This is a genomic window from Streptomyces sp. NBC_01433, assembly GCF_026340105.1.
Lineage (GTDB): Bacteria > Actinomycetota > Actinomycetes > Streptomycetales > Streptomycetaceae > Streptomyces.
Window position 1 is genome coordinate 2,555,008 of record NZ_JAPEPM010000001.1, and the last position, 12,277, is coordinate 2,567,284.

Here is a 12,277-nt window from a genome sequence, read left to right on the forward strand (position 1 = left end):
GGAGCGGACCGGGACCGGCGGGGCTCGGCACCCGGGCGGGAGAGGGGGAGAGGAATGACGGAAGACGCACGGCCGCTGCGCGTCGCGGTGATCATCGGCAGTACGCGTGAGGGGCGTATCGGTGACACCGTCGGCCGCTGGTTCCTGGCGCGGGCCCAGCTCCGCGACGAGCTGGAGCTGGCCGTGCTGGACCTCGCGGACTTCGACTTCCCGGTGCACTATCCGGAGCGGGTGACCGACCCGATGACGGAGTTCGCCAGATCCATCCGACGGGCCGAGGCTTTCGTGGTGGTGACGCCGGAGTACAACCGCTCGTTCCCGGCCTCCCTGAAGCAGGCCGTCGACTTCGCGTACGAGGAATGGCAGGCCAAGCCGGTCGCCTTCGTGAGTTACGGGCACGGTTCCGCAGGTCTGTACGCGGTCGAGCAGCTGAGATCGGTCTTCACGGAACTTCACACGGTGACCATGCGCAACGGGGTGGCCTTCGACTTCCTGACCGAGCGGCTGGACGACAAGGCGGAGGACTGCGGGCGGGACCGGGCGGTGGGGCTGATGCTCGACCAGCTCGGCTGGTGGGGCACCGCGTTGAGAGACGCGCGGGCGGCCCGTCCCTATGTCTCATGAGGCGGGCCGACCGCGCCCCGAACCAACAGCTCCCCCCGGTCCCCCGGCCCCCCGGCCCTCAGGAACAGCCCCTCCCAAGCATCAGAACTCACCCAGTCGACGTACAAGGAATGGAACATGAGCACTGAACTGGCCATCGAGACCGCGGGGCTGGTGAAGGTCTTCGGCGACAACCGCGCGGTGGACGGCGTCGACCTCGCTGTCCCGGCCGGCACGGTCTACGGCGTCCTCGGACCCAACGGCGCCGGGAAGACCACCACCGTACGGATGCTCGCGACGCTGCTGCGACCGGACGACGGCGAGGCGCGGGTGTTCGGCAAGGACGTCGTGAGGGACGCCGACGCGGTCCGCAGCCGGGTCTCCCTCACCGGGCAGTACGCCTCGGTCGACGAGGACCTGACCGGCGCCGAGAATCTGGTGCTGCTCGCACGTCTCCTCGGGCACGGCAAACCGGCCGCCCGGACCCGGGCGGAGCAGCTGTTGGAGGGCTTCGGACTGAGTGAGGCGGCCGGAAAGCAGGTGAAGAACTACTCGGGAGGCATGCGGCGCCGCATCGACATCGCCGCCTCCATCCTGAACACCCCGGACCTGCTCTTTCTCGACGAGCCGACGACCGGGCTGGACCCGCGCAGCCGTAACCAGGTGTGGGACATCGTGCGAGCCGTCGTCGCCCAGGGCACCACGGTCATGCTGACCACCCAGTATCTGGACGAGGCGGACCATCTGGCGTCCCGGATAGCCGTCATCGACCACGGCAGGGTGATCGCGGAGGGGACGAAGGGCGAGCTGAAGGCGTCGGTCGGCTCAGGCTCCGTCCACCTGCGCCTGAGGGACCCCGAGCAGCGGTCCGAGGCCGAGCGAGTGCTGGCCATCGCGCTGAACGCGACGGTGCAACTTGACCCGGACCCGGTGGCGCTGACGGCCAGGGTCAACGGGCACGGCACCGAGCAGGGCGCGGCGGAACAGGCCGCGCGGGCGCTGGCCGAACTGGCCCGGTCCGGCATCACCGTCGACAACTTCTCGCTGGGCCAGCCCAGCCTCGACGAGGTCTTCCTCGCACTCACGGACAAGAAAGGAGTGGCGGCATGAGCACCGCGACCGCCAAGACAGAGATCGGCGAGGTCGCGCTCGCAGCCCCCGACACGGAGCGCCTCGCGTCCCTCCTGGTCGGTCAGGAAAGGCCGCCGAGGCCCAGTGCGCTGTCGGCGTCCCTCACCTTCGGGTGGCGGGCCATGCTGAAGATCAAGCATGTGCCGGACCAGCTGTTCGACGTGACGGCGTTCCCGATCATGCTGGTCCTGATGTACACGTATCTCTTCGGCGGGGCGCTGGCCGGTTCCACCGAGGAGTACATCCAGTTCCTGCTGCCCGGCATCCTGGTGATGAGCGTCGTGATGATCACGATGTACACGGGCGTCTCGGTCAACACCGACATCACCAAGGGCGTCTTCGACCGTTTCCGTACGCTGCCGATCTGGCGGCCCGCGCCGATGGTCGGCTATCTGCTCGGCGATGTCCTGCGCTATGTGCTGGCCTCGCTGGTGATGCTCACTGTCGGCATGATCATCGGCTTCAGACCGGACGGCGGAGTGGTCGGGGTTCTGGCGGGCGTTGCCCTGCTGCTGGTCTTCGCGTTCGCGTTCTCCTGGATCTGGACGATGTTCGGTCTGCTGCTGCGCTCCGAGAAGTCGGTGATGGGCGTCAGCATGATGGTGATCTTCCCGCTGACGTTCCTCAGTAATGTGTTCGTCGACCCGAGGACGATGCCGGGCTGGCTGCAGGCGTTCGTGAACAACAGCCCGGTCACGCATCTGGCCTCGGCGGTACGTGAGTTGATGGCCGGGAACTGGCCGGTGGCGGACATCGCCTGGTCGCTCGGCTGGGCCGCGCTGTTCGTGGTGGTGTTCGGCCCGGTGACGATGCGGCTCTACAACCGCAAGTGACGGGGGCGGTTCGGCCGGCCCCGGTGCCTCCCTGACCCTGGATCCTTGACCTTCCCCGCGGGGGAAGCCCCAGCATCGGTGGGGCCGGGCGGAAGTCGCCCGGTACGAGGAGGTACGCGGTGGAACGCGAAGGCCGTGCGGTGGGCGCTGGTGGCGCTGGACTGGTGTCGATCGGGGAGTTCGCCCGGTTGTCCCGGCTCTCCGCGAAGGCGCTGCGCCGCTACGACGAGCTGGGCCTGTTCCGGCCCGCCCTGGTCGATCCGGTGAACGGATACCGGTACTACGACCAGGCGCAGGTGGAGACGGCCCGGCTGGTGGCGTGGCTGCGCAGGATCGGGATGCCGCTCACCCGGATCACCGGGGTGGTGGCGCTCGACGCGGGCGCCGCCGCGGCGGAGATCCGTGCCTACTGGGCGCGGGTGGAGACCGAGACGGCGGCCCGGCGCGATCTGGCGACCTTCCTCGTCGACCATCTGTCAGCGGAGGACATCACGATGTCGAAGGCGCCGAACGACGCACGGGGCGGCAAGGAATCAGGTCCCGGTAACGGCCTACGGGACAGCAACGGACTTCCGTACAAAGGAGGTTCGCAGGGTCGGACCGGATCGCAGGGCGGGAGCGGCTCACGGGCTCAGGGTGGTTCGGGGGGCGGGGCCGGGGCCGGGCTGGGCACGCTGGGGATTCGGTACGCGGCGCTGTCCGACGCGGGGGCGGTGCGGGAGTCCAACCAGGACGCGGTCCACGCGGGGGCCCGGCTGCTGGCCGTCGCCGACGGTTTCGGGGCGAGCGGCGCCGAGGCGAGCGCGGCGGCGATCGGTGCGCTGAGGCCGGCCGCACAGGCGGCGGTGAGCGCGGCGGATCTGCTCAACGCACTGGAGGACGCGGCGGACCTCGCCTCGCGGGCGGTGCGGGACGCGGTCGGGGGGCGCGCCGTCCCGGAGGAGTCGGGGACCACGCTCACCGCGATGGTGTGGACCGGCTCCGGGCTGGGGCTGGTGCACATCGGGGACTCGCGGGCCTATGTGCTGCGGGGCGGCGAACTGTTCCGGATCACGCACGACCACAGCCTCGTTCAGTCGATGATCGACGACGGCTCACTGACGGCGGAGGAGGCACGCTCGCATCCTCAGCGCGCGTTGCTGCTCAAGGCGTTGGTGGGCGGGGCATCCACGACCCCGCCCCGGCCGGATGTCCGGCTGCACGAGGCCCGTCCGGGGGACCGCTACCTCCTGTGCTCGGACGGACTGTCGGCGGTGGTGGAGGAGACGGACCTGACCCGTGCGCTCGTCGCGGCGGACGGTCCCGACACGGCCGTACGCGAACTGGTCACCCTGGCCGGTGACGCGGGCGGACCCGACAACGTGGCGTGTGTCGTCGCCGATGTCGTGGCCCTGTGAGGTGGGGCATGCGGATGTCCACCTGATCCTGCACCGGCTGCGGGCAGAGGAGGACCGAGAGGCGGGGAAGAGATCCACGAGGGGCCGGCGGTTGTCAGGGGCGTTCACAGGCGCCAGTCGGGGGTGTGGCCGGGGCGGTAGGCGCAGGTGGTACCGGTGGTCACGGACTCCCTGAGGTGAGCGGCGAGTTGAGGGTGGAGCCCGTCGAGCTTGCGCAGGGTGTCGCGAATGCGGGCGGTGACCGTCTTGCGGGCCCGTTCGGTCTCGTCGCCCAGACGGCGCGTCCTGCCACCGAGACCGGCCGCGCTGCGGAGTTCGTCGAGGAGCGCCTGACGCTCCCGGTCGTACTCCTCGACCCGTCGTACGTCGTCCCGTGCCGCCGCGCGGTCTATCTCCACGTCGAGCCGGTCCAGGCGTTCCTTGTAACGGTGCTTGGCCTCGTCGTCGAGCACCGGGTCGCCGCCGAGCTGCCGGGCGGCGACGACGAGTTCGCCGCCCTCGGGGGCGAGCAGGTGCACGGCAGGAATGTCCGAGCCGGGCAGGCCCAGCAGGGTGTGCAGGTCCCGGAGCCCCTTGGCGTCGGGTACATGCACGGTCACCCCGTCCCAACGGAGCATCCACACAGGCCCGTTCCGCCGGAACTCCCCAGCGGGCGCGGCGGTGTCGCCGGGCGAAACCCGCTGGGTGGACCGGGCCGGCGGGGGGACGTTCCCGTCGGACGGGGTGCGGGAGGTGGGGGTGGCGGCGCCGGGGGTGGGCGCGGTACTCATCCCGGCGGTGCCGGGGGCGGGGGCGGGCAGAGACGCGGTGCTGGTCTCCGCCCGGTGTGCGCGCAGGGACGCCGCACGGGACGCCAGGTGGTGCAGGCCCAGTTCGGCTGCCTCCCTGCCGACTTCGGTGAGCAGCCGGTCGGCCCGCGCGACATCCAGCGCGACACGCCGTGCGGCGTCGCCCTCCGTACCGCCCGTACCGCCCGTGCCGCCCGTGCCGCGCGTGCCTTCCGTGCCTTCCGTGCTCTCCGCGCCCAGCGGTTCGGCTGTCGCGTCCCCGACCCGGGCGAGGAGGGACTCCGCCAGGTGGAGGCGGGCGCGTACGGACCAGGGGCGGGCGCCCAGGCGGTCCGAGGAGGCGGTGGCCTCGTTGAGCGCGGACACCGCCGCGTCCCGGTCCCCGCGGGCCGCGGCGAGCAGGCCGAGCCAGAGGTCGACGGGCCCGCTGATGTCGCATCCGTACAGCGAGACGACCCACTGCCCGGCGTACGGCGCGAGGGCGTTCTCCGCTCGGGCGATGAGCTGCGGGTCACCGGTCACCGCGGCCGTCTGGGCCATCAGCCGGAGCCACAGCGGGGTGAAGGCGCGCGGATAGGGGGTTGCCGGGTCGGACCGTTCGGCGATGTGGCGCAGTGCGGGTGCCGCGTCGCCCTGTTCCACCGCCGTGATCGCCTCCAGCAGCCGGGGGTAGGGATATCCGGCGGCGGGCAGTCGGGCGAGGACCTCCTCGGCGTTCTCGTACCGCCCCTGGAGCAGGTGGAGGGCCCAGTGCAGATGGCCCGCCATGAAGCCGAACGGCGCGTGCTCGGACGCGTTCTCGTTCATCGACTCGTCCGCGAGGGCGGCTTCCGCTTCGGCGAACCGCCCGTGCAGGGAGGCGATCAGGCTGGTGTCGACGGCGATGCCCAGGTCGAACCGGGGCAGGTCGGCCCGCTCGGCGAGCGTGACGAACGTCCGGAACTGGTCCACGAACCCCGGATCGCCCAGTTCCAGCAGGGCCACCCACCGCATCGACGTGGCATGAAGCTCCATTTCGCGGTGGTGGGTGCGCCGGGCGACGTCGATCATCTCGTCGGTCAGCTCAAGGCGTTCCACCGAGGAGCCGAGACCCCATACGGAGTCGTGCCGCGCCCAGAGGGAGAAGGCGAGCGCCTCGTCGTCCGTGCCGCGCCGGGCCAGCGCCACGATGTTGATGGCCAGCTCCTGGGCGAGCCGGTCGGGGGAGAGTCTGTCCTGACCGTCCTTGCCGGTGACCTTGTGGTGCGCGTCGCGCAGCAGGGCCACGGTGGAGGCCTCCCGGGAACCCAGGGAACCCTCGCGGTGCAGCGTCATCGCGACCCGGGCGAGCAGCTCGGGCTCGTCCAGCTCCTGCGCGAGCGTGACGGCCCGGTCCAGATAGCGTTGCCCCTCCGCCGGGTCGGCGCCGTGCCGCAGCTGCCCGGCGAGGTCCAGGCAGATCAGTGCGGTCCGGCGGCGGTCCGGTGCCTCCCCCTCCGCCGAATCCCCGGTCGCCGCGTCCAGGGCGCGCCGGTAGTGGCCGACGGCCTCCTCGTCGGCCAGCCGTCCCGAGGCGTCCTGGGCGGCCGCCGTCATCAGCTCGATCCGGCGTTCGCGCTCCAGCGCGCCGCCCGCGAGGTGGGCGTGCCGGGCGAGGTCGCCGGGAAGGACGGACTCGCCGAGCCCGCCGTGCGCGTCCAGGGTCCGTACGACCTGCGCGTGCCGCCCGCGGACCGCCGTCCCGTCCAGCGAGGCGTACAGCGTCTCGCGCACCAGGTCGTGGGCGAAGGCGTAGTGCCCGGACGGGTGGGCGACGACGACACGGGCCGCGACCGCCCGTTCCAGGAGCCGTTCCGCATGGGGGACCGGCTCCCCGTGCACCACGGCGAGGACCTGGCGGCGGAAGTCGCGGCCGAGTACGGCGGCGGTCGTCAGCAGGGCGACCACGGGCTCGGGCAGCAGGGCCAGCCGCTGCCCGACCGCCTCCCGTACACCCGGCGGAATGGTGGAAACCGGGCTTCCGCTGTGCCAGAGCCGGGCGGTCTGCTCGACGAAGAACGGATTGCCGCCCGTACGCCGGTGGACCTCGTCGACCAGCCGCGGTGCCGGCTCCCGGCCCGCGGTGACGGCCATCAGCGCACCCACCTCGTCGCGTCCCAGCCCGGTCAGGGTGAGGGTGGCCGAGGCCCGTGAGACGAGCGGCAGGATCAGCGGCTGGAGCGGATGTCCCGGGGCCTCCACCTCCACGTCCCGGTAGGTGCCGACGAGCAGCAGGCGCTCGAACCAGGCGTGCTGGGCGGCGAATCCCAGGAGCCGCAGCGACGCGGGGTCGGCGCTGTGGAGATCGTCGAGGACGACTATCAGCGGGCGGCTCTGGGAGACCGTGACGAGGGCGGTGGTCACCGCGTCGTACAGCCCGAACGCCTCGGCCGCGTCGGACGGACCCGTGCCGGAGTCATCCGGGCCCCCGCCCGGCCCCGCCGCCGCGCCGGATGCCCCGCCCGGACCCTCGCGGTCCGTCCCGGTCAGGAGTCCGGCCGCAGGTCCGCCTCCCGGCTCGCCGAGCAGTATCCCCAGCCGTCCGTCCGACGCTTCCTGGGCCGCGGCCCACTCCACCGCCGTGGCGGAGCGGCGCACGCCGCGCAGCACCTGCACCCATGGCCAGTAACCGGGGGCGCTGTCGGAGTCCCAGCAGGAACCGCCGACCACGAGCGCGCCGCGCCGCCGCGCCTCGTGGGCGGCGTCCGTGACGAGCGTGGTCTTGCCGATGCCGGCCTCGCCCGTGACGAGCACAAGACCGCCGTGGCTGTCCGTCGCCCGGCCGATCTCCGAACGGAGGACGCCTGCGGGATGGTCGCGCCCGAACAGAGCAGGGGTCATGACCACACGATAGGAGGCCCCACTGACAACGGGCGGCCCCGCGCGACATCGCGCAGGTCCGCCCGCCCGCCCGGAAACCCGGACCACTCAGCGATCACTCACCGGCCGCTTCCGCACCGTGCCCCGGAAGCGGTCCCTCCGGAAGACCCCGGTCCGCCCCAGGCAGTCGACGGTCCGCCCCAAGCGCTCGACGGTCCGCCCCACAGGCGCCCGGCAGTCCGTCCCGAGGGCTCGGCGGTCCGTTCCGAAGGCTCCGGTGCGTCAGTCGCGCACCACTGTCACCGGGCAGGGCGCGTGCTGGGTGACGTGGAGGCTGACCGAGCCGAGGAGCGTCGCCTTGAAGCCGCTGTACCCGCGTGCGCCCACCACCAGCAGGTTCGCACCCTTGGCCCGGTCGAGCAGGGCCTGGGCCGGGTTGCCGATCACCACGATCTTGCTGACCGCGGCCGCTCCCTCGGCGCCGAGGGACTCCTCCAGCGCCTCGTTGAGGGACACGGTCGCCAGCGCCTGCGGATCGAAGTCCTCCGGCATGCCCGGCATCATGGACGCCCAACTGGTCGCGGGGTACTCCCAGCTGTTCACGGCCTCCACCGAGTCACCGGTCAGTTCGGCCTGACGTACGGCCCAGCGCAGTGCCTTGATCGACGAATCGGAGCCGTCCACGCCTACGACGATCCTGCCCATATCTGCCTCCAGCTCGGTCACAGCTCGGTTCGATTGCGGTCGGTCGGTCGGCCGAGGTCGGTCTGGTTCCGCCAAGTTCGGTCAAGTGCGACCTTTTCTTGGCTTTGCTGTTCTTTGCTCAGCTTTCCATCCAACTGTAATCAAACGGGACAACCTGCCACGCGGCGGGTCAGTCCGGTCAGTCGGTCAGTCCGGTCCGGTCCGGTCTGGTTCGGTCCGGTCCGGTCAGTTCGGTCAGTCCAGTCGCAGGTCCGCGAGCTGCTGCTCGAACGGCACGACCGCGTCCGCGCCGTCGTCCACACCGGGCGTCCTGGTCGCCCCGGAGACCGTCCGGCCCATGACCGCCGAGGCCAGTTCGCCGCCCGCGCGCCTGATGCGGGACGGCAGGCCCTCGGTGTACTCGTCACCTGACGAGCCCCAGTCCTCCGACGCCGCGTACACGGACGTCGGTACGGTGACCGCCCGCAGGTAGGCGAAGAGCGGGCGCAGCGCGTGCTCCAGGACCAGCGAGTGCCGGGCCGTGCCGCCCGTCGCCGCGATCACTACGGGCTTTCCGGTCAGGGCCGTGTTGTCGATCAGGTCGAAGAACGACTTGAACAGTCCGCTGTAGGAGGCCGTGAAGACCGGCGTCACCGCGATCAGCCCGTCGGCCTCCGTCACCGCCTCGATCGCCTCCTTCAGGGCGCGCGGCGGGAAGCCGGTGACCAGGTGGTTGGCGATGTCGACGGCCAGCTCGCGCAGCTCGATGACCTGGACCTCGACGGTGCGGTCCTGCTCCGCCGTCAGCCGCTCGCGGGCGGCCCCGGCCAGTCGGTCGGCCAGCAGTCGGGTGGAGGAGGGCTGACTCAGCCCGGCCGAGACGGCCACGATCCTCAGCGGCTCGGTCGTGAACGTGTTGGACACGGGGTCAGACCTCCTTCTGTGCGGTGCGGGCGGCGCCGTCCGCGTGTGCGGTACGGGCGGCGCGGGCGGCGGTGACCGCCGGGTGGATGGGGGCGGAGTCGGGGACTCCGGCGGGGCGCAGGTTGGCGAATTCCTTGCGCAGTACGGGCACGACTTCCTCGCCGAGGATGTCGAGTTGCTCCAGGACCGTCTTCAGCGGCAGTCCCGCGTGGTCCATCAGGAACAGCTGGCGCTGGTAGTCGCCGACGGACTCACGGAAGGACAGGGTCCGCTCGATGACCTCCTGCGGGGAGCCGACGGTCAGCGGTGTCTGCTCGGTGAACTCCTCCAGGGACGGCCCGTGTCCGTAGACCGGTGCGTTGTCGAAGTACGGGCGGAACTCCCGTACCGCGTCCTGCGAGTTCTTCCGCATGAACACCTGGCCGCCGAGACCCACGATGGCCTGCTCGGCGGTGCCGTGGCCGTAGTGGGCATAGCGCTTGCGGTAGAGGTCGACCATCTTCCTGGTGTGCTCCATGGGCCAGAAGATGTTGTTGTGGAAGAAGCCGTCGCCGTAGTAGGCGGCCTGTTCCGCGATCTCCGGGGAGCGGATGGAGCCGTGCCAGACGAAGGGCGGGATGCCGTCCAGCGGGCGCGGGGTCGCGGTGAAGGACTGGAGCGGCGTACGGAACTTGCCCTCCCAGTCGACCACGTCCTCGCGCCACAGCTTGTGGAGCAGGGCGTAGTTCTCGATGGCCATCGGAATGCCCTGGCGGATGTCCTTGCCGAACCAGGGGTAGACCGGTCCGGTGTTGCCGCGGCCCATCATCAGGTCGACGCGGCCGTCCGCGAGGTGCTGGAGGGTGGCGTAGTCCTCGGCGATCTTCACCGGGTCATTGGTGGTGATCAGCGTGGTGGAGGTGGACAGGATCAGGTTCTCGGTGCGGGCGGCGATGTAGCCGAGTGTCGTCGTCGGCGAGGACGGGACGAAAGGCGGGTTGTGGTGCTCGCCGGTCGCGAAGACGTCCAGACCGACTTCCTCGGCCTTGAGCGCGATGGCGAGGGTCGCCTTGATCCGCTCGTGCTCGCTCGGTGTCGTGCCGGTCGTGGGGTCGGTGGTGACATCCCCGACGGTGAAGATCCCGAACTGCATGGCGCCCGCCTCCAAAGACGTGGAATCCGCTGTGCGGATAGTTGAATGTTGAACTATATGGGCACACCCTACAACGGGTCACCCCCTCGTCCTATTCCGTTCCCGCCCGGACGCCGCTCCGACCGTCCCGACCGCCCCAGCTTCCCCGACCGCCCCAACCTGACCGCCCCGATCTCCCCGACTCTCCGGCCGGGATGGCCGCAGGCCCCCGGCCGTACGCTGGAGGCCGGGCCGGAGAGGCCGGAGCCCGGCGACAAGGGCGGCGGCATGAGCGAGAGCGAGCGCTGGAAGGAACGGGGCGTCGCTCTGCGCGTCTTCGTCTACGTCTTCGCGACGCACATCTTCGCGGGCTTCATCTGGATCCTCTTCTACGTGGGTGAGCACGCCAAGAAGTAGCTTCGGCCCCGCAGTACGCGTCGTGCCGCCTCCCGGAGCAGCGCATCACAGAGCGTCGCATCACAGAGCGTCGAGGCGGCCGATTCGGGCCGAGAGCGTCTCCGCCCGGCTCCGGGACGACGCCCGGTGAAGGGCCGTGACCCGTTGACAGGTGCGCGATACACTCGGGTCATGACCTCCGTACTGTGCCGAAACTGGTGGCGCTCCTGCTAGGAGCGGCCACAGCACCTGCACGGAACAAGGGCCGTTCGACAAGGACGGCCCTTTTCGCTGCCCTCGTACGGCACCCTCTCGTACGGCACCTCTCGTACGGCACCTCTCGTACGGCGGGGATACGGACAGACACCGGAACCGGCGGGCCGTCCTCCACGCACTCCACCAGCGAGGAGAGACCCCCATGACACCCATGACCACCACGCCCACCGCCGCCACTCCTGCCGCCTCAGCCGCCGCTGCCGCCTCAGCCGTCTCCGCTGCCCTAGGCACCCGCACCGACCCGCTGTCCGTCACCACCGTCCTGCGCCGCAGTGCCGAGCTGGAGCGCCGGATCCGGCGGACGCCCGGCCGCTTCCGGGTCCTGACCGGCGACCGCCCCACCGGCGCCCTGCACCTCGGGCACTACTTCGGCACCCTGCGCAACCGGGTCCGGCTCCAGGACCTCGGCGTCGACGTCTTCGTCCTCATCGCCGACTACCAGGTCCTGACCGACCGGGACGTGGCCGAGCGGCTCGGCGAGTACATGGACGGGCTGCTGCTCGACTATCTGGCCGTCGGCATCGACCCGGCCCGCTCCACGGTCTTCAACCACAGCGCGGTCCCGGCACTCAACCAGCTCCTGCTGCCCTTCCTCAGCCTCGTCTCCGTCGCGGAGCTGGGCCGCAACCCCACCGTCAAGGACGAGATCGCGCACTCCCGGCAGTCCGCGGTCAGCGGGCTGATGTACACCTACCCGGTGCATCAGGCCGCCGACATCCTCTTCTGCAAGGGCAATGTGGTGCCGGTCGGCCAGGACCAGCTGCCGCACCTCCAGATCACCCGTACCGTCGCCCGGCGCTTCAACGAGCGCTACGGGGCCGTCTTCCCGGAACCGGACGCGCTGCTCTCCGACGCACCGCTGCTCCTCGGCACGGACGGGACCAAGATGAGCAAGAGCCGCGCCAACTCCATCCCCCTCGGGGCCACCGCCGACGAGACGGCACGCCTCATCAAGGGGGCGAAGACCGACACCGACCGGCACATCACCTACGACCCCGAAGGCCGGCCCGGGGTGTCGAGCCTGGTGTTGCTCGCCGCGCTGTGCCTCGGCCGGGACCCGCACGGCGTCGCGGATGAGATCGGGGACGGCGGCGGCGCCGCGCTCAAGCGGACCGTGACCGACGCGGTCAACACCCACCTGGCACCGATCCGCGCCCGCCGGGCGGAATACGCGCGGGACATGGCGTACGTACGGTCGGTGCTCCGCGCGGGCAACGAACGGGCCAACGTCCTCGCGGAGGCCACCTTGGACGAAGTGCGTGGGGCGATGGGCGCGCTCCGGTAGGGCCCTCAAGT

10 protein-coding genes are annotated in these 12,277 nt (G+C 71.1%); 6 read left to right on the forward strand and 4 right to left on the reverse strand.

Going from position 1 to position 12,277, the window contains the following annotated elements; all coding sequences use genetic code 11:
- Positions 1 to 54: 54 nt before the first annotated feature.
- The 4 genes from OG413_RS11500 (at position 55) to OG413_RS11515 (ending at position 3,964) form a co-directional block, all read left to right on the forward strand.
- Positions 55 to 624 (forward strand): NADPH-dependent FMN reductase, encoded by a 570-nt coding sequence (locus OG413_RS11500; RefSeq protein WP_266804806.1) that lies wholly within the window; start codon positions 55 to 57, stop codon positions 622 to 624.
- A 117-nt stretch (positions 625 to 741) separates the two neighbouring features.
- Positions 742 to 1,713 carry an ATP-binding cassette domain-containing protein gene (locus OG413_RS11505; protein ID WP_266804807.1) on the forward strand — a complete coding sequence of 324 codons (972 nt, stop codon included), beginning with the start codon at positions 742 to 744 and terminating at the stop codon, positions 1,711 to 1,713.
- A complete protein-coding gene (locus OG413_RS11510) occupies positions 1,710 to 2,567 on the forward strand; it encodes an ABC transporter permease (protein ID WP_266804808.1) in 858 nt (285 codons plus the stop codon). Before OG413_RS11505 ends, OG413_RS11510 begins: the two co-directional genes overlap by 4 nt.
- A gap of 119 nt (positions 2,568 to 2,686) precedes the next feature.
- Complete coding sequence (locus OG413_RS11515) at positions 2,687 to 3,964, forward strand: MerR family transcriptional regulator (protein WP_266804809.1); 1,278 nt, start codon at positions 2,687 to 2,689, stop codon at positions 3,962 to 3,964.
- A 104-nt stretch (positions 3,965 to 4,068) separates the two neighbouring features.
- Here the strand turns inward: OG413_RS11515 and OG413_RS11520 are convergent, their stop codons facing one another.
- The 4 genes from OG413_RS11520 to OG413_RS11535 all read right to left on the reverse strand — a co-directional run bounded on the left by OG413_RS11520 (position 4,069) and on the right by OG413_RS11535 (position 10,330).
- Positions 4,069 to 7,611, reverse strand: coding sequence for an AAA family ATPase (locus OG413_RS11520; protein ID WP_266804810.1), 3,543 nt, complete (start codon positions 7,609 to 7,611; stop codon positions 4,069 to 4,071).
- A 261-nt stretch (positions 7,612 to 7,872) separates the two neighbouring features.
- Positions 7,873 to 8,295 (reverse strand): universal stress protein, encoded by a 423-nt coding sequence (locus tag OG413_RS11525; RefSeq protein WP_266810079.1) that lies wholly within the window; start codon positions 8,293 to 8,295, stop codon positions 7,873 to 7,875.
- 234 nt (positions 8,296 to 8,529) lie between these two features.
- Positions 8,530 to 9,198, reverse strand: coding sequence for an FMN reductase (locus OG413_RS11530; RefSeq protein ID WP_266804812.1), 669 nt, complete (start codon positions 9,196 to 9,198; stop codon positions 8,530 to 8,532).
- 4 nt (positions 9,199 to 9,202) lie between these two features.
- A complete protein-coding gene (locus OG413_RS11535) occupies positions 9,203 to 10,330 on the reverse strand; it encodes an LLM class flavin-dependent oxidoreductase (protein WP_266804814.1) in 1,128 nt (375 codons plus the stop codon).
- Positions 10,331 to 10,597: 267 nt separating this feature from the next.
- On the opposite strand from OG413_RS11535, the gene OG413_RS11540 reads away from it, so the two are divergent.
- Together OG413_RS11540 and trpS are read left to right on the forward strand one after the other, a co-directional pair.
- Complete coding sequence (locus tag OG413_RS11540) at positions 10,598 to 10,726, forward strand: DUF6126 family protein (RefSeq protein ID WP_241838796.1); 129 nt, start codon at positions 10,598 to 10,600, stop codon at positions 10,724 to 10,726.
- Between the two features lie 406 nt (positions 10,727 to 11,132).
- Positions 11,133 to 12,266: a tryptophan--tRNA ligase gene (trpS, locus tag OG413_RS11545; protein WP_266810084.1), complete on the forward strand. Its 1,134-nt coding sequence runs from the start codon at positions 11,133 to 11,135 to the stop codon at positions 12,264 to 12,266.
- Positions 12,267 to 12,277 lie beyond the last annotated feature (11 nt).

What these genes read in the sequence shown, in the direction of transcription:
- OG413_RS11520 (WP_266804810.1), bottom strand. Translation starts at nt 7,611, where the DNA reads ATGACCCCTGCTCTGTTCGGGCGCGACCATCCCGCAGGCGTCCTCCGT.
- OG413_RS11500 (WP_266804806.1), top strand. Translation starts at nt 55, where the DNA reads ATGACGGAAGACGCACGGCCGCTGCGCGTCGCGGTGATCATCGGCAGT.
- OG413_RS11535 (WP_266804814.1), bottom strand. Translation starts at nt 10,330, where the DNA reads ATGCAGTTCGGGATCTTCACCGTCGGGGATGTCACCACCGACCCCACG.
- OG413_RS11505 (WP_266804807.1), top strand. Translation starts at nt 742, where the DNA reads ATGAGCACTGAACTGGCCATCGAGACCGCGGGGCTGGTGAAGGTCTTC.
- OG413_RS11525 (WP_266810079.1), bottom strand. Translation starts at nt 8,295, where the DNA reads ATGGGCAGGATCGTCGTAGGCGTGGACGGCTCCGATTCGTCGATCAAG.
- trpS (WP_266810084.1), top strand. Translation starts at nt 11,133, where the DNA reads ATGACCACCACGCCCACCGCCGCCACTCCTGCCGCCTCAGCCGCCGCT.
- OG413_RS11510 (WP_266804808.1), top strand. Translation starts at nt 1,710, where the DNA reads ATGAGCACCGCGACCGCCAAGACAGAGATCGGCGAGGTCGCGCTCGCA.
- OG413_RS11540 (WP_241838796.1), top strand. Translation starts at nt 10,598, where the DNA reads ATGAGCGAGAGCGAGCGCTGGAAGGAACGGGGCGTCGCTCTGCGCGTC.